The organism is Bacillus sp. AFS029533, from assembly GCF_002585125.1.
GTDB classification, from domain to species: domain Bacteria; phylum Bacillota; class Bacilli; order Bacillales; family Bacillaceae_G; genus Gottfriedia; species Gottfriedia luciferensis_B.
The window spans coordinates 73,195-91,515 of sequence record NZ_NUQC01000026.1; the positions used below are offsets into that span (position 1 = coordinate 73,195).

16 protein-coding genes are annotated in these 18,321 nt (G+C 35.7%); 4 read left to right on the top strand and 12 right to left on the bottom strand.

The features are described from left to right. Positions 1–17 precede the first annotated feature (17 nt). Positions 18–2,549, bottom strand: a complete 2,532-nt coding sequence (locus COE53_RS15230) for a vitamin B12-dependent ribonucleotide reductase (RefSeq protein WP_098948358.1) — start codon at positions 2,547–2,549, stop codon at positions 18–20. A gap of 365 nt (positions 2,550–2,914) precedes the next feature. Between COE53_RS15230 and COE53_RS15235 the strand changes: the two genes are divergently transcribed. After that, entirely contained in the window at positions 2,915–3,409 is a 495-nt protein-coding gene (locus COE53_RS15235; RefSeq protein ID WP_069035329.1) for an acyl-CoA thioesterase, read from the top strand. A gap of 35 nt (positions 3,410–3,444) precedes the next feature. Here the strand turns inward: COE53_RS15235 and COE53_RS15240 are convergent, their stop codons facing one another. The 4 genes from COE53_RS15240 to COE53_RS15255 form a co-directional block, all read right to left on the bottom strand. After that, positions 3,445–4,152 carry a M48 family metallopeptidase gene (locus COE53_RS15240; RefSeq protein ID WP_098948359.1) on the bottom strand — a complete coding sequence of 236 codons (708 nt, stop codon included), beginning with the start codon at positions 4,150–4,152 and terminating at the stop codon, positions 3,445–3,447. 195 nt (positions 4,153–4,347) lie between these two features. Next, positions 4,348–5,163: a DUF5995 family protein gene (locus tag COE53_RS15245; protein WP_098948360.1), complete on the bottom strand. Its 816-nt coding sequence runs from the start codon at positions 5,161–5,163 to the stop codon at positions 4,348–4,350. Positions 5,164–5,449: 286 nt separating this feature from the next. Then, positions 5,450–7,177: an AAA family ATPase gene (locus COE53_RS15250; protein WP_084007030.1), complete on the bottom strand. Its 1,728-nt coding sequence runs from the start codon at positions 7,175–7,177 to the stop codon at positions 5,450–5,452. A 212-nt stretch (positions 7,178–7,389) separates the two neighbouring features. Beyond that, the gene (locus COE53_RS15255) at positions 7,390–7,686 is read right to left on the bottom strand and encodes a hypothetical protein (RefSeq protein ID WP_069035332.1); all 297 of its coding nucleotides are present in this window, start codon (positions 7,684–7,686) and stop codon (positions 7,390–7,392) included. A gap of 368 nt (positions 7,687–8,054) precedes the next feature. On the opposite strand from COE53_RS15255, the gene COE53_RS15260 reads away from it, so the two are divergent. Then, on the top strand, positions 8,055–8,786 hold the full coding sequence (locus tag COE53_RS15260; RefSeq protein WP_091023099.1) for a hypothetical protein: 732 nt from the start codon (positions 8,055–8,057) through the stop codon (positions 8,784–8,786). A 125-nt stretch (positions 8,787–8,911) separates the two neighbouring features. Here COE53_RS15260 and COE53_RS15265 read toward each other — a convergent pair whose 3' ends face one another. The 4 genes from COE53_RS15265 to rpiA all read right to left on the bottom strand — a co-directional run bounded on the left by COE53_RS15265 (position 8,912) and on the right by rpiA (position 11,947). Then, positions 8,912–9,583 (bottom strand): GNAT family acetyltransferase, encoded by a 672-nt coding sequence (locus COE53_RS15265; RefSeq protein ID WP_098948361.1) that lies wholly within the window; start codon positions 9,581–9,583, stop codon positions 8,912–8,914. Between the two features lie 15 nt (positions 9,584–9,598). Next, positions 9,599–10,270, bottom strand: coding sequence for a GNAT family N-acetyltransferase (locus COE53_RS15270; protein WP_098948362.1), 672 nt, complete (start codon positions 10,268–10,270; stop codon positions 9,599–9,601). A 34-nt stretch (positions 10,271–10,304) separates the two neighbouring features. Further along, positions 10,305–11,159, bottom strand: a complete 855-nt coding sequence (locus COE53_RS15275) for a carbon-nitrogen hydrolase family protein (RefSeq protein WP_098948363.1) — start codon at positions 11,157–11,159, stop codon at positions 10,305–10,307. A 113-nt stretch (positions 11,160–11,272) separates the two neighbouring features. Continuing rightward, on the bottom strand, positions 11,273–11,947 hold the full coding sequence (gene rpiA, locus COE53_RS15280) for a ribose-5-phosphate isomerase RpiA (protein WP_098948364.1): 675 nt from the start codon (positions 11,945–11,947) through the stop codon (positions 11,273–11,275). A 169-nt stretch (positions 11,948–12,116) separates the two neighbouring features. On the opposite strand from rpiA, the gene COE53_RS23720 reads away from it, so the two are divergent. Then, positions 12,117–12,314, top strand: a complete 198-nt coding sequence (locus COE53_RS23720; RefSeq protein ID WP_069035338.1) for a hypothetical protein — start codon at positions 12,117–12,119, stop codon at positions 12,312–12,314. A gap of 95 nt (positions 12,315–12,409) precedes the next feature. Here the strand turns inward: COE53_RS23720 and COE53_RS15285 are convergent, their stop codons facing one another. Next, the gene (locus tag COE53_RS15285) at positions 12,410–13,759 is read right to left on the bottom strand and encodes an FAD-binding oxidoreductase (protein WP_098948365.1); all 1,350 of its coding nucleotides are present in this window, start codon (positions 13,757–13,759) and stop codon (positions 12,410–12,412) included. A gap of 100 nt (positions 13,760–13,859) precedes the next feature. Beyond that, positions 13,860–15,191: a cytochrome P450 gene (locus tag COE53_RS15290; protein ID WP_098948366.1), complete on the bottom strand. Its 1,332-nt coding sequence runs from the start codon at positions 15,189–15,191 to the stop codon at positions 13,860–13,862. 487 nt (positions 15,192–15,678) lie between these two features. On the opposite strand from COE53_RS15290, the gene COE53_RS15295 reads away from it, so the two are divergent. Beyond that, on the top strand, positions 15,679–16,356 hold the full coding sequence (locus COE53_RS15295; RefSeq protein ID WP_098948367.1) for a M6 family metallopeptidase: 678 nt from the start codon (positions 15,679–15,681) through the stop codon (positions 16,354–16,356). Positions 16,357–16,488: 132 nt separating this feature from the next. Here COE53_RS15295 and COE53_RS15300 read toward each other — a convergent pair whose 3' ends face one another. Further along, on the bottom strand, positions 16,489–18,276 hold the full coding sequence (locus COE53_RS15300) for a helix-turn-helix transcriptional regulator (protein WP_069035342.1): 1,788 nt from the start codon (positions 18,274–18,276) through the stop codon (positions 16,489–16,491). Positions 18,277–18,321 lie beyond the last annotated feature (45 nt).

Sequence of the window (18,321 nt, forward strand, 5' to 3'; positions counted from 1 at the left end):
CTATTTAAAATTTACTTTTATATTCCACACTTCAACTGAACTTGACAATTATCGCATGTATTACAACCACCATGTTCAACTACAGTACCTGCTAGGCAGATTGGACAAGTGTCTCCGTTTTCTACACCAACGTTACCTGTTTTAACTTGTGAAGTTTCATCAGGATCGTTATTCGTTTCATCTTTTATCGTTTCAACTGTTTCTAATTCTACATTTGTAAAATCATTTTCTTCATTAGTTAGCGATAGTACTTGGGCATCACGTGAACCGTCTACATATACAGTCCCGCCTTTTGCTCCACCTTTGTGTAATCTTTCATACACTTTTGCTACTTGTTCAACAGAATAACCTTTAGGAGCATTAACTGTTTTACTAATTGAAGAATCAATCCATCTTTGGATAATACATTGAACATCAGCATGCGCCTCTGGAGAAAGGTCCATTGTTCCAACAAATTGTTCAGGAAGATGTTCAATCATCTCATAAACATTTTCTTCATTTACTTCATATCCATTTGCTTCTAACCATTCTAGTGCGATATCAGCTACAACTGGAATGAATTTACCTAATCGTCCTGAACGGAAGTATACGAAGTTAAAATAAGGCTCAAGTCCAGTGCTGACATTCATCATCGTTCCAGTACTTCCTGTAGGAGCAATTGTTAATAAGTGCGAATTACGAATGCCGCTTTCTAAAACAGCTTCACGAATTTCTTCAGGCATTTTCTTCATATATCCCGAGTTAATAAAACGTTCGCGTCCATCTTCAAAAGTCGATAAGAATGGGAATTCTCCCTTTTCTTCCGCTAATTCAATTGAAGTTTTATAAGCAGTAGTTGCAATCACTTCAAAAATTTGATCAACTAGTTTGTTGCCAGCTTCCGATCCATATACTAGGCCACAACGGATTAGTAAATCATGTAACCCCATCACACCTAATCCGATACGACGTTCACCTTTTGCTTGCTTTGTATTCTCTTCTAGGAAATACGGAGTTGCATCGATTACGTTATCTTGCATTCTCGTTCCGATTTGAACAGTTCGCTTTAACTTTTCCCAGTCAACTTTACCATTTCCCGTCATTTCAGCTAAGTTAACAGCTGCTAAATTACAAACAGAGAATGGAGCAAGTGGCTGCTCTCCACACGGGTTTGTTGCAACTACTTTTTGACCATAAGAAACAGCGTTTGTCATTTTGTTTGCATTATCTAAGAAGAAGATTCCTGGCTCAGCAGAATAAGTTGCACAAACATTGATTAAATCCCAAAGTTCTTTTGCTTTTATTGTGTGGTACGTTCGTACACCATATCCACGTGCAGCCCATTCACGTACATCTCCACATTCCTGCCATTCTTGATCATAAATTAAACGCATTTCATCGTCATAGTTTTCTAAATCAGGGAATTGAAGCTTGTACTCTCCATCATTTTCAACTGCTTCCATAAAATCATCAGTTAAACAAACAGATATATTTGCACCTGTTAAAAACTCAGGGTTATGAACTGAATACTTACCACCGTCATTCAGCAGTTCTTTTGCCTGTTCTATTTCAGGTGTATTTAAATTCCCTTCAATTGTTGCAATATGAATTAAAGCTTCATAAGCTGCTTTTTCAGTTGCATTAATTGGCTCGAACTTTAATTTACGCTCTACTTCTTCACGAATTAATTTCGATTTTGTAGTTTGCGCAATATAGCGTAAAACCTTTGGATTTTGGTTCTTTGATACGATGAACTCTACAATATCAGGATGATTGACGTTCATCATAATCATTTGCGCACCACGTCTTGAACCACCTTGAATAACTAAATTGGTTAATTCAGATAAATCATGTAACCAAGAAACTGATCCACTTGAACGTCCATTCACACTATAAACAATCGCATCGCGAGGACGTAAAGTTGAACCGTTTGTTCCAACGCCACCACCACGTGACATAATTTCCATTACCTTCTTACGGTGTTCACCAATCCCATCACGAGAATCGTGAATATGAGGCATTACATAACAGTTAAAGAATGTTGTTGAAGCTCCTGTACCGGCACCAGCCAAAACACGTCCCGCTGGTACAAAAGTTTTGTTAGCTAAAATTTCATAAAACATCTCTTTTACTTCGGAGAATTTTTCTGGAGTTTCTGCAGATGCAAGCCCACGTGCAACACGGTCTGCAATTTGTTCGTAGAAGATTTCAAGTGGTTTGTCTACTTTATTAAATGCAACTGTAATGATTGCTCCGTCTTCAAACTGAGAATCTAATTGAACAGTTACTTCTTCCTGACTATTGTCAATAGCAATTACTTCACCATAACCACGACGAGGAAACTTTGGATCATCCTTATATGTTAGTACAACTAGGTCACCTACACCTAATGTAACAAGTTTAATATCTTTAAATGCGTATCGATCTAACATAACCGTTCTAGATACACCTTTAAATGTTGTTTTATGCATCTTTGGATTAATAGGTGTAATCATTGGAAAATGCATTATGTCTTGATTTAATTTCTGTATATTCGCAGGTAATTCAGCATCAATTATTGTATTTATCATCACCTGTTCCTCCTCGCAAAAGATTATATCGATTTTACCATATATCGATATATAGGTGTTCTCTTTCTTTTTAACACCCATATGTAGTATTCATCCCGTCTCAACAAGATATAAATATACCGACTTAAGAAGTAAAAGTCAATGTAAACGACTGAAATAAACTTATTTAAATTTGCACTATTTCCTACAAATTTCATTGACAAATATAAATTTTACTATGTGATGTTAAAAAACAACTACAAGAATTCCTAATTCATAAATATACTTCAATGGAAAGTTTGTTCATATAATTTTTTTTATTAAGTATGCTAATTTCTCTTTTAAATAGTGTACAATTTATAGATATTAAAGAATGGAGAAATCACATGGTAACTTGTAGTGAAACAAGAGTCATTAGAACAAATTTAGTTCTTCCCAATGATGTAAATAGTCATAACACTTTGTTTGGTGGAAAATTAATGAATGACTTAGATATTATCGGAAGTATATCAGCAATGAAATTCTGCCGATCTTCAATCGTAACTGCTTCAACTGATTCAGTTGACTTTCTTCACCCAATTACAATGAAAGATTCGGTGGCATTCGAAAGTTATGTAACTTGGACTGGTACCTCATCATTTGAAGTTTTCGTGAAAGTAACTGCAGAAAACTTAAGAACTGGAGAAGAGAAAATCGCTGCTACTGCTTTTTTAACTTTTGTTGCACTGGACGAGGAAGGTAAATTAATTAAAGTTCCACAAATTGTTCCCGAAACTGAGGAAGAAAAATTCTTATATCAAGGCGGAGAAGAACGAGCTAAAATCCGTAAAAATAGAAGACTTAAAAGTAAGGAATTAGCAGACTTTTTTTACAAAAAATAAAAAATGGGCCGACTATTGTCGTTCCCATTTTTTATTTATACGGTCATTTTCCAACTAGATAACGCTAACCAATTTTCTCTTTCCTTATATTCTGGAATAATTTTACCGACAAGTCGCCAAAAAGACCTGTCGTGATTCATATGAACCATATGGCACATTTCATGGACAACAACATAGTCAATCACCTTTTGAGGTGCCATTGCTAGTTTCCAATTAAATGTTAGTTGCCTTTTTGAATCACAAGTCCCCCAGTTTGTTTTACTATCAGTAATACGAATTGAAGATGGCCTTACTTTAAAATTACTTTGATACTTCTGAATACTCTTTTCAACTATTGCTTTAATTTGTTGGTAATAAAACCTTTTAAGTGCCTGTTTTATTCGTTCATCCTCTAGTTGTTTTACAATAATATTTAGCCTATTCCCTTCAAAAACTACTTGATCTTGCTGAATACTTTCATCGTGTGAAATTTGTATAGGATATGAATTCCCTAAATAAAGAAATGTCTCACCGAATTCATAAGTCCGTTCTTTTGGACCACGAAGTCGCTCCTTCATTTCATTTGATTTTTGAAGAATCAACTCCCAATTAGCCTCTAAAACTTCGATGACACTTTTATCAGGTGTATCTTTAGGAGCCTGAACCTCAACGTTTCCATAAGCATCTATATAAATACCGATCGATTTTTGCTTTTTATATTTTATATTAAAACTGATTGTTTCATTTAAATATGTATGTATCATTTATTTATCACCTATCGTTAACCTTCTAATCCTGAATCTTTTCAATTATATAATATACTACAGTAGAAGCAGTGTGTAGACAAAGTACTAAAAACTTGATTCTCAGACTGATTGCAAGCGTTTAGCGGGCAGTCTGCAACACTCTACTAAACAAGTGTTGCCTTCAATTATCCAATCTGCTTACTCACTTTGAATTTACAATTGAATACCATCAGTTGAAATTGTTTCAAAGCGAGTATGATTTAAAAGATCTAAGTTTCGTTCAATATTTTTGGATTCACGAAAACGAATTGCCCATAAACCAACCTTCAGCATCCAACTACTTGGACGTGCGACCATATTTCCAATTGATGCAACCTCATTATCATGCACTTTTATCAGCGCTTCCCACTCACTATCATTAGCTGCAGCCAGCTTTTTTGCAAAATCCCATGCATAATTTCGAGACTTCTCTAGACTAAAGTTTATGATTGCCTTTGAAGCTTTTGGGTCAACATGATCTAAAAAACCAATCCAAGGTGAAATTCGATCCATGTCATCCCTCACCTCATCAACTAATGAGGCCATAATACTATTTATTTTCATAAAGTCATTGTAAAGCGATAAAATATCTGTGCCTTGGTATACCTTCGAAGCAGCTACTCCTAGATCTAAATTAATATGTGCATTAATACCAAGCAACAAATGCTGTAACAATATAGATTGACGGTTTTCTGCGTGTCGAAACGCTAATTGCCAACTGAGACTTAAAGCTTCTCCATTTAAATAGTTTTTAAGTGCTTTTAAATAGAAATTTGCAAAATTTACATCCAGCCTTTCCATTCTTGTCCCATCTTCGAACTGATTAGTTAAAATTCCATCTTTCACTTTAATCGTTACCAATCGATATAAAGAAGCAAAATATCCTAGTTTGCTTTTTGTTTTATTGCTCATTGAAATAATCTCATCTAACTGCTCAATTACATCATCAATTGTATTTGCGTTTCCTATATGATTTAATAGACTATTCATTACTCACTCTCCTAACTGTTGTGACAAGTACGTTGTATTAGATTTGTTAATCAATATGCTATTTGTTTTAAAAAGATACTTCTAATGGTGGAGATATCTTTTGATATTCAGTGCGTCTATTGAGAATTCCTTCGTATGGCGAACACTTCATAAACTTTCCTTAAATAATAAAAAAGAGCAACTCATCGCGAGTGCTCTTTTTATTTATTTTTGACCAATATTTTAGAATCAATAAAATCCACAAGGAACATCGAATACCTTGTGAATTTCCATTATAGTTCTTTTACTAACTCTGATCGCTTTCAGGTAATTTATCAAAATCCTTAAGCAATCCTTGAATATTTTTCTCATAAACAGTACCAATCTTTACAATAGGTGGTTCAGGACGGGTACGTGCATAAATGCTTTCGTAAATATCTTCTATTTCTTCGCCTGTTAAGTCACCTCTTTTTAGCAGCTCTTGTGCAATTGAGTGTACAAAATCTGCGTGTTCGGTAACAAGTTTTTTTACTTGGCTCATTTGGTCCTTTAGAAGAAGGTTAATTTTTGGTCGTAGCGCTCTAAGTCCTTCTGCTTGTGAGCCTAGTGCATTCCAACTGAATAACTCATCGCCCATTCCAACTAAACCTAAATATGCACCAGCAAGTAGGGTTGCTTGTTGTAGATCAGATGTGACACCGTTTAATTTCTTGTGGAGAAACTCTTCTTCTACTGCTCTAGCCGCCAAACAAACTTGGATTGCTGCAAGTATTTCGCTGTCGCTTCGATTATATCTTTCTGTTGTTGGCTTAGTCGCGGCAAGCCCAAGTGCGTCACCCCTACGAATAATTGTTACCTTCCATACTCGATCGTGTGGCTTTAACAAATATTGAGCTACGGCGTGACCTGCTTCATGGTACGCTACATTTCTCTTCTCATCTTCACTCATAGATCTAAGTGGCTGCTTCAGTCCCCACTCATACGTTTCCATTGCATCTCGGAAATCAGTGTAATTTGCAACCTCAGCACCTCGCTGATGAGCAATTACGACAGACTCATTCACTATATGTTTAATTTGTGCTGGACTATATCCAATCGTATCAAGAGCTGCTCGCTCTGGTGTTAAAGATGAATCGATTTTCACCTTTTTTAGATAATATTGGAAAACATCAATACGTCCATCATAATCAGGAGAATCTACCCAAAGTTTTCGGTCAAAACGACCTGGTCGAAGTAATGCTTGATCAAGTACATCTGGTAAATTGGTAGCTGCAATCGTCAGAACTGCTGGACGCTCAGCTTTCTTTTTACGTAAACCGAGTGATCGAAGAAATTTTGCTATTTTAGAAGTATCAATATTTGGAGGATCCATTTGTAGTAAAAGTTCATTCAATAGTCCAGTACCCATTCCCATACCGAACATTCCTCCGCCACCTGCTCCTCCTCCTTGACGAGACATACCAATTGCGTCGACTTCATCGATAAAAATGATACACGCTCCGTAAATATTAGCTAACTTTCTAGCCTTTTTGTAAATTCCCATTACTTTCAAATTCCCTACACCAAAGAACATGTTTTGAAAACTTGGAGCCGAGGCATAAGCAAAAGGTACTTGGGCCTCATTCGCAATAACCTGTGCAAGATAAGATTTCCCTGTACCTGGAGGACCACAAAGTAGCAATCCACGAATAGCCTCTCCACCCATCTCTTTAAACGTTTTAACACCTTTTAGTAATGTTACGATTCGTTTTGCATTTTCAACAATCTCAGGGTTTCCACGATAATCATCCCACGTCGATCCAGTCTCACCAGGTAAAATCCAATAAGTACGACCTCTAGCTAGAAACCAGAAAATTGCTACAAATTGGATGATCGCCATGAAAATCATAACGGCGAACTGAAATAAAAGACTAACAATAGATATTGCTACACTCCAGTATGTTGGCCCCCCTTTAGTAAGCACAACACCAATAAAAATAATAACAGCTAACCAAATTAATACTCTTCGCCATTTAACCCATTGATATTTTGTCATAAACATTACTTCCTTCTAGGGAATTTTTTGAATATTCTATGAAAAAATTAGCCCATTGGTGCCTAGAAATATATGTATGCAAAAACTAAATAAATTTGTGTATTTAAATAAAATAAAAAAACCACTTTGTCATAGGCATTTTAGTTTGTTTACAAAGTCCAAAAAACTTGATTTCAAACTAAAAAGCCCCCATTTGATGAGGGCTTCAATACTTATTGAAATTTACTAAATATGTCTTTCAAATACTTAATAACGATTGCGATTCCAGCAATGAAATAAAATGTTATTAAAATCCATCCTGTAGGATCAAGTCCAAACATTGTTATTAAAAACTTCAGTGGAAAAATGAAGTATAGAATATCCTTTAAATATCCTAGTATAAAAGATGTATCGAATGAACCTTTCCAGAATGAACGGATAAATGCTATTACAAAATCAAGAATCATTAATCCAGTAACTGCCCAAATAGTATATAGCATCCAATCCGCAAGTCCGAAGCCTAAATCCATAGTTATCACCACCTTACATCATACTATTCAAAGAAAATAGGCTGGTGATATGAATTCACTTAATTTTCAGATAATATTTTTTAAACCTTTTAATGAGCATTGTTCTGTTCTTTATCCTCGTGTTTATCATATTAATTTAATAAGAGATTAATTGCTAAAATGAGTCTAAGTTCCCACTTCATATTTACTAAAAATACTCTTTTACTAAAATTTATTATATGGAAAAGACAGAACATTCCACACTTAAAATTGCCTAACCAACCGTCGTTTTCCAGCTACACTATAGCCCAACTAAGCATACCCAAGTTCCCCCATCTGTACTTGAACATAAAATATTAGTAAAAAAATATAGAAAGGGAGAAATAGTAGTGGGATTATTTATAAATAAGAATGAACACCCTGATGTCTTTAAAAATAATGAAACAATACAAACACCGAATCAAGGGCTTGTTCGGCATAATTACTTAGCTGAACTAATGGAAGAACAACAAAAAAATAACATGAGCCTGGAAAAATCAATCTCTGAATTGAAGCCACGATATGAGCAATTAGAAGAATTGCAAACAAATCAGTGGAATCATGTTAAAAATCAAATAAATAGTCTCATAGGTAGTAACCATGAGCGTGAACAATTTGAAAGAATCATGATCCAGCGGTTAAATACATCAGACGCAAATGAAAGTCTGGAAAAAAAATCGTTGATTGATAAAATGATTAGTTTAAATGAAGCTTACACAGAATTGGCAAAGCGATTGGAAAAAAGTGAATCTGATAATCAAGCTCTCTCATTACAACTTGATAAGCTAATTGAAAAACAAAATGAAGTAGCTCATGGATTATTACAGCAAGAGGAATTTCAACATGGGGTTTTAGATCGCCTTGATACGCAAGAAGCAATGATGGATAGAATCTCTCACCAGCTCAACAACTTACGCTCGATTATTTTTGAACGAGCAAGCTATATCACGACAAAACTTGAAGACAGTTATAAACTAACAACTGACTATATTTATAAACTAATAAATGGTACAGATAAGCCCAAATCCTATACTACTACGGTGAGCACAAAAAAAGAGGAAAAACAAAAACAAGCAGACTAACTATATGGCAAATGCTCAATTGGAGAATTGTTCGAAATCCTTTTTAAGTTTCATTCGATCGAATATAAAAAAAGCTTCTCGAAGTCTGCACTTAGGCTTAATCGAAAAGCTTTTTTTATGTTCACTTAAAAATAGACTAATGTAACTTTTTCTTTCTCTTCTAAATTTTCAATCATTGAATACCAAGACTTTGGCTTATTAGATAACACTGTATAATAACGCTTTAGAAACTTTACAATCAAGTCTGATTGAAGCTCATTCATTTCCCCATCCATTGGAAGGAAACAAAGATCTAGACCTGTTACTGCTTCACCGTCATTATTCCATGAAGGATGGATATATTCAAAATCCAGACGCTTATAACCTAGGTGAGCTAATACTTCCCTACGCACATATGGATTCATTGGTTTAACCCCGCCAAACTCATGGTGTTCTACTTGATACGGGTCATAAATTTCAGCAAACATCCCTGATAACTTTTTATTATTTTCAGTTGCTAATGTCTGTAAATCTACTAATCTATTTTGTGCCAAATATGGGCCGATTCCCAATCCAGCTTGGCCAATTATTGTAAAGTCAGTCATGGCAACATTAAAATCGTCATAATAGCGGTATTCTGTAGCACCTACTACTTTCTCTTCATGGACAGCAACAAAAACACGAATTCCTGGATCCTCCAAAGGCTCTTTCCAAAGATCGAATTCTAATACTTCTTCTGGAGGAAATACATCTTGCATTAATTGATGCATTTGTTTAAATAATGGGTCATTAATATTTGTAATTCTTTTATAGTCCATTTTCTTTCTCTCCCTTTAATTAGAATGTTTAAATGGATTTTTCCATTCCATTAGAGTCCCATAATTGCATGATTCTTCATCCTCTAAATAATTAGCTACTACCTTAACCGGGGTACGACCACATCGAAGTAGAAAACTAATAACTGGATCCTTTAGCTCCCCTTTTATTACAGCATCTAAGTATTGATCGGGTGACAAGTTATCCGCCTCTTTATGATATCCTGGCATCCTGCCTCCACCAAGCAATCTTTCCAAACCAAGATGTACAACAACATCATACATAGAAAACATTAACCATTTACCTAAACCTAATTTTCGATAGCTGGGTCTGACACCAATATCAACGACATAAAGTGTATTTCCGTTTGGGTTATGGTTACGAATATAACCATGATCAGTAACCTCTTCCCATGAATGGTCAGGATGGCTAGGATCAAAATGAACTAGTAGACCTGTCATAGAACCCGCCATTTGACCATTTACTTCTATACATAACGCTCCCTCTGGAAAAAGAGTTATATGATTTTTAAGTTGCTCCTCATTCCACCATAGTTCCGATGGGAATGGTGGCGGAAAGCTTTCTTGTTGAATACGGATTAAATCAGTAAAGTCATACTCATTATAATTACGAATTACCACTGGGACTGGTTTGTCCTGGTCGAAAACAAAAAATTCCTTTCGATACATGTGCTAAAACTCTCTTTTCTATTTAAGAATAAGTTTACCAATCTGGATAAAGGTCTGTACGTCTGTCACGCCATGTTGTAACGGATCCTTTTTCCCGAACTTTGTATAATAAATCTAAATTAAGATCTGCTGTAACAATCATATCCTGGTTCATTTCACCTTCTACCATAATTCCTTTTGGAGGAAATGGGATGTCGTTAGGAGTGATTACAACTGCTTGACCGAAATTTGCACGCATAAAATCAACCGTTGGAAGTGAACCAATCGTACCTGTATTTACTACATAAACTTGATTTTCAATTGCTCTTGCATGACATGTATAACGTACTCGGTGGAACCCATGGCGATCGTCTGTGCATGATGGGCAGAAAATGACATCTGCTCCTTTTGCTTTTGCCATGCGAACGATTTCTGGGAATTCAATGTCATAGCAAGTCAACATTGCAATTGTTCCTTTTTCTGTTTCAAAAACCTCTAAACCGTCACCTGCACTCATATTCCACTCATTTACCTCTGTTGGTGTAATATGTAGCTTTGCCTGCTCACCAATTCGGCCATCTGGATAGAATAAATGTGCAACATTATATAGTCGATCGCCTTTTTTAATAACATGCGTTCCTCCAATAATGTGCATATTGTATTGTTTTGCCAACTTTAAAAATAAAGAACGATATTGCTCAGTAAAGTTAGGTAAATCTTGGATTGTTAATGCCTCACTTTTTTCATTCCCAATTGACATAAGCTGAGTTGTAAAAAACTCAGGAAAAATGATAAATTCCGCTTCAAATTCCTCTGCTGTCTTAATATAATGCTCTACTTGTTTTTCAAACTCTTCAAAGGAGTTTATTGTGTGAAGATGATATTGAACGGCTGAAACTCTTATTTGCATATTATCCCCCTCTTCCCATTAACTCTTTATCTCTTACTATTATTATTGAATAAATAGAAGGAACGGGCAAGTATGTACTCTGCATTACATTTAGTAAATGACTTAACTATGCACTATTTACTTAATATTTCAACATCCCCATTTTTATCCAGCGTGATAACTAGATCAGTCATTCCAACAAATAATCCGTTTTCTACCACTCCTGGAATTAAATTGAGTTCTCTTTCTATTATTTCAGTTTGAATATGATTAGGTATACTGCAGTCAAAAATGTAGTTTCCGTTATCCGTAATAAATGGAGTCGCTCCATTTAAACGAAGTTCAGGGCTTAAACCGATTGCTTTAATATGTTTCATCGTCATTTCCATGCCAAATGGAATAACTTCTACTGGAAGTCGGAACTTCCCTAATCTCTCTACCATCTTAGTTGGATCAGCAACTACTATAAATGTTTTAGCTGCTTTCGCAATGATTTTCTCTCTTAATAGAGCGCCTCCCCCACCTTTAATTAGCTCAAAGTTTGGATTAATCTCATCTGCACCATCAATTGCTAAATCAATCTGTTCAATTTTACTAAAGTTTACGAGTTGGATACCCACCTCTTTAGCAAGCTTTTCAGTTTGTATGGAAGTTGGAATACCCTTTATATTCAGTCCTTCCTGAACTAATTGCCCAAGCCTTTTTATTGTATATAAAACTGTAGAACCCGTACCTAATCCAACAACCATACCATCTTTTACAAATTCTGCTGCCTTTTCTCCTACAATTTGCTTATCATTCTCATTCATGTTTACACCTTCTATTTTTTGTTCTATTTCTTAACTAGTATAAGTAATAAATCCAAATTTCATTTTTCCATAAGATGATCAATTTAATCGTACTATATAAAAATAATTTGAATAAAGAATTTTAACTATGAAAAACTAAATGAAAAATACTAAGTAAGGTGAAGATGATATGGATGTCCCTAATTTTGTACTTAAGTTTTGCATCATTTTAATGATTTTACCTGTGACGATTGTGTGTTGTTATTTTGGTTACTTAGATAAAAACTACCAAATCGTTATTTTCGGTTTTGCACTGCTATTATTTTCAATACTCGGTAATTACTTTGTCTTTACAAGAGGCAATAAAAATAGTAATTCGGAGCAATAAGAACTTTTTGTTAGTAACTACAGTCATGGAAAAACCGACCAATTTGGAAATTCAATCGACCCGGTTTTTCACTAGTATTTTTTGAATTTTCCACTTTAAAACCAACTAATAAAAGGCGGAATACTTTGAGGGAATTTAAATAGATTGAATGGGTCATATTCTCGTTTCACAACTCTTAGACGATTTAAATTCCCACCATAATATGCGGTTGGCCAATTTCTAATAAACCGATCAGGCCAATTTACGTAGTCACCAGTAGTGTATCTTGATAAGGCATTCCTTAGCTCTTCAACCCATTGATTGTTTTTTCGCTCTTCGTCAGGTGTACTCCAATTAGCAAGATACTCTTGAGCAATAATGGCATCCCTGTAATAATAGGCAGTTTCATCTGGTCTAATCCGCCTTACTGCTCCTCCAAGAGATTGGTGCCAAATACTTGACTTTCCATTTGGTGTATTTTCTAGAAAACTTTTCATGATCAAGATTGCTCTCTTTGGAAAAGTTTTATTTAGAAAAGACCCTGATCTTTTTTTATAAGCTGGGACATTCCCACTTGGTTCATCAAAAAAATGAACAGCTTCTATATAAGGTACTTCCCTTACCATTACTTTTATAGGTGAACCAGTTTCTGTTAGTGGCCGTAACAGTTCATTCAATTTTGTTACTGGACCTACAAATTCACCTTGAGCAATAATTGGATTTACTTCCCTAGATTTTAGTTCAATTTCTGAAGTTAGCTTGATATCCGTGTTAATTGCCCAATTTTGCCAAGCATCAAAAGCGGCTTCAAAGTCTTCCCACTCCCAAATAATCGAGAAAATCGAAACAGTTGAAATTGGGTGTACTTTAAATTTAAGCGACGTGACAATGCCAAAATTTCCGCCTCCACCGCCACAGCAAGCCCAAAAAAGATCACTATTCTGGTTCTTATTTGCTTTAATCAGTTTAGCTCTCCCATGCCCATTCGATACTACTATTTCTATTTCAAGTAGATTATCACATGTAAGACCATACAATCGCGACAGCATCCCGATACCTCCACCAAGTGTAAGACCAACAAGGCCAACACTACTTTCAGTACCTGCTGGGATTGTCGTACCATTTTCCCATAGAATATTATATACTTTCCCTAAATCAGCCCCGGCTTGTATTTTTGCGGTCATGTTTTTGCAATCTACACTAACTGTATTCATCTCACTAACATCGATAACAAGACCACCATCTACGAGCGAATAATTTTCATAGTTATGCCTGCCACTTCTAACTCTAAATGGCATATTATTTTCCTTCACCCAATTCAAAGCATTTAATACATCTCGTTTCTTTTGGCAAAATACAATTATTTTAGGGAATTTAGGATTGTTTAAAGTATTATTTGTTCTAGCTTGTTCATAATCCACATCACCTGGTGTAACAATCCGTCCAGTCAGTTTTGTCTTTTCCAAAAAATATAACCCCTTTCAAACATACAGTAAAGAGAATGCTATATTCTATGAAAGATCACCTGGAAAAGACACTTGCCTATGTGTGTACACTAAATACCGTTCATTTTCTCTCTTTTACAATCATACGCAATCCATCTTTCGGACGAAGTGTGATAAGTGGTTCTGTCTCCACTTTATGATGATTAGGAGCTAGTTCAATCGTATAATGCTGAACGACTGTTGCTAATACTAAAGCAGCCTCCATAATTGCGAAATGATTTCCGATACAAACACGTGGCCCACCACCAAAAGGAAAATACGCATATTCAGGAACCCCTTCTACCTTTCCATTTTTAAAACGCTCTGGAAGAAATTCTTCCGCATGTGAGAAATACCTTTCAGAACGCTGCATGATATAGGAACTCATCATGACTGTCTCACCTTTTTGAATTCTGTAGTCACCAATGCTGACATCTTCTATTGCTTTTCTGCTAATAAGCCATGCAGGAGGATAGAGACGTAAACTTTCCCAAATAATTTGCTGAGTATAAATTAAATCTTTCATTGATTGATAATCTGCTCGTTTTTTACCTAGAACACGATCTACTTCTTCATATAATAATTTAGCTTTATCCGGATGCTGAGATAAAAGATATAAGCACCAAGATAATGCATTTGCAGTCGTTTCATGACCCGCAAGAAAGATTGTCATTGCTTCATCCCTTAATTGTTGATTCGTCATGCCTTCATTAGACTCTTCATCCCTTGCTTGCATTAATAGTCCTAGTAAATCTTCCTTTGTTTCTGAGCTATTTCTTTTTTCAATCATTTCATATAACACCTTATCGATAGCCTTAATAGCCTCCGATAAAGATTTATTTTTTGGTGTATTCAGTTTGAGTGGAGCTTTTAAAACGGATCGAATTCGCTTCGTTGCAATATCCATAATAATGTCAAAATGCTTCCCAACACGATCATGTCCTTGACTCAGATCCATACTAAACATAGTTTTAGCAATAATAGCTAATGTAAGCTCCATCATATCTCTACTAATGAGACGCTCTTCACCATCTTTCCATGAACTAATAAACTCTTCAGTGAGCAATGTCATATCCTTTGCATAGGATTGGATATGCTGCTTCGTAAATGATGGCTGAATCAAACGCCGCTGCCTCATATGTACTTCATCTTCACTCGTTAACAATCCCTCACCGAGCAACGTTTTCATCTCTTGAAATGGCTTTGATTTATGGAATGAATACTGCTTCGTTACTAATACCTCTTTTATTAAATCGGGCTCTAATAGCAAGTTCATTTTACGATGAGCAAATCGAAATGAGACAATCGTATCATGATTTCTATAAAGTTCACTTAAAAAATATATTGGATCTTTCCGAAACTCATTCAAATGCCCTAAAGGTGAATAAGAAGCCAGTCCTTTTACTTCAAGCATTAAAATCACTCCATTTCAGGAAATTTTAATCATAGGATACTCTTATTATATTAAGAAGAAGAGACGGCTAATGCTTTTTATATTTAGATCTACGTGTACTTAAATTTAGTAGACTTGTATTCTAGGATTTATTTTTAGAACTAAAAAAAGACTGCCTAATTTAGACAATCTTTCAGAGATGATACGTTCTGATAAAGAATATGGTACAAATCTTGAAAAGTTAATCTTCTTCTCGACTGTGTACAATCCATTCTGAAACGACATAAGAAATAGAAGGTTCTTTTTACCATTCCAAATCGTGTTTCTCGACATAGTGTTTTTTTATTTCTAGTCCATATGCCTAATTCTTATCAAAGTTTGTCGAAGCTTTTAATTATTTCTTAACAATATAAACATTCAAATGATTCAGATTTATTATATAATTTAATTGTCTTATCTTTTCGACAGGATAAGGAGGAAAGGCTTATTTTTTTAGGGGAAATGTCGAATGAAAAATGAGGAGGAATGGAGTGTTGCCCTTCCAGGTTTCTATGTTGATGATGTCAAAGTGACGACTAACAATAAGGAAATCCTATCAGACGATGCAGAAGGAACTTCGAAGTTTAACCTTAGTGGATTCACAAAAGATTCTGATAAGAAAGAAACAAGTCACTACTATTTATTAGAATGGCGTTCTCACAACGGCTCTGATTTAGGTTTAGCAAATGTAAACCGCAGAGGCACAATGTTATCTTATGATCAAGGGCTAGTGGTTTGGTATGTTGATAATAGTTTTGACAACAACTGGACAGGTCAAGGTTACCACCCTGGTGATGGCTTCTTAGGAGTTGTCGATGCCGATCAGCACAACAATATCTGGCATAATAAAAATTGGACAGATCCTACTGATAGCTACGGTCTAAATAAAGTTCTAGGTTCAAACAGCTACCAAATGCATGATGAGGCATTTAGCTTAAATAAAGGCAGCGATGTCACTATTGGTGATTCATCTTTCTACATGAAAGATAACTTTACACAAAGTAATGCCCTATTCGATGATTCTCAAGATTATAGCAACCCTCAAGATCCAGATGTTGGCCGAAATGTTCCTAAATACGGATTGAAAGTTCGTGTAGTGGGTCAAAGTGCTGACGGTTCAGTTGGGAAAATTGTTGTCTTTAAATAAAAATGAAGTGAACTCAAAAAGTTTATAAAATTAATAGCGAGGATTGAATCCTGTATTGTACAGGACTCAATCCTCTTAATTTTGTCTAAAGTCGTCTTCCGCTTAGCTCTAAAGAAAAAATAAACATTTTTCTCATTCAATTATTCCTATTTCTTGAGCCATCTGAACCGCTTCTTCCTTGTTACGCACGCCTAACTTTGTGTAAGCCGTGGAAGCATAGTTTCTGACCGTACCATTTGACAAATATAACCTTGAAGCTATCGTGTTGTATCGTAGTCCCTTTGCTACTAGCTGCAATATTTCTATCTCTCTAGCTGTTAGCTCATAAGCAGTTGCTTTAGATTGTGGTGTCTCATTTTGCGCATCAAACTTCTCAAATATTTTGTGAGACATTTCCTGATCTATCAGGGTCCCACCTCTGTGTATAAGTCGGATTGCATTAGCTAGCTCCAACGTTTCAATAGATTTAAGTAAAAAACCATCCGCACCGCAACGAAGGGAGTCCAGCGCCTGTTCTGTATCCTGAAACGTTGTAAAAATCAATACGCGGATATGTGGCCATTGTTGTTTAATCCTTTTGGTTGCTTCGACTCCATCCATGTGGCGCATATCTAAATCCATTAGTACAATATCGGGTTGAAGGCTCCCGCACATCTCGATGGCTTGATTGCCATCTTCAGCCAAACCGACTACATTTAAATCTTCATATCTTTCGAGTAGTGTCCTCAAACTTTCCCGAACAAACGGTTGATCGTCGACAATTAACAATCGAATAAGTCCATCTTTTATTTCAGTTTGTCGCGGTATAGTACAAGTAACAAGCATTCCTTCATCTGGTTTTGTATATACAGACAATTGACCTTGCAAATTCATTGCCCGCTCTTTCATCGCTCTAATACCAAAGCCTTCCTGCCATTCTACATTTCCCTTACCATTATCTTGCACTTCTAACCTAGTAAATTGTTGTTCAAACTGCAATGAAACTATAATTTCATTCCCCTGACCATGACGTACTGCATTTGTAAGGGACTCTTGTAAGCAACGGATGAATGCCATTCTCGCCTGCCGAGACAGTTCGTATTCCTCTCCGAATGCTCGAAAGCTTACATTCACCCGAGCGTACTCTTGAAATTCGGCTCCAAGATTTTGTAGAGATTGAGTTAAGGAAAGCGATTGACACGGTGAATCCATTTGATGTAGGTAACCTCTCACGTCCTCAATGCTTCTACGCCCCATTTCAAGCAGAGAATCTAACCTCTGAATACCCTTTTCGGTAACAAGCTCGGTACGTAACGTTTCCATCCCCAAAATAATGGATGTATAAGTGTGGCCAACTGTATCATGAAGCTCACTAGACAGCCTGCTTCGTTCCTCTGCAAGTGTAATGCGTTCGATCTGAGACATATATTGCTCAAGTACCGCGTTTTGTTTACAAATCGCTTCATTTTGCTTATGATTGACGATTAATAAATGAAAAGCGAACCCCATTACATAAGCGAATCCGTAGTATGTGACCATAATCCAATAGCTATTACTTGGCGCAACCGCATCGAAAATTCCAGTTATAATAAAAATTGTTGTTGGAGCTGTCCAATAATAGGACAAATACTTACTATTTGCTGCGATAAGAAACACCGATATAAGAAATGTGCTGTAAGCTTCTGGAAATAAAGAAGTTAAATAGATACATAGTCCGCCATATAGCAATATTTCTGTGAACAAGTAATATTTGTAATTGAACAGTAAGGCTACCCATGGAATAGAGAAGGCAACAATCTCCCAAGGAATAATAACCCAAAGTGATAGTGTTAAACCATCCTGAAAATTTAATGTAGTTAGGATGATCGAGACACTAACAAGTAGACGGATTCCTAACATAATCCAATCATACCAAAACCAATACTTAACCATATTCAACAAGTCATTTACCCCCTAAGTAGCCTTCCTTCTTATTACCTATATTAT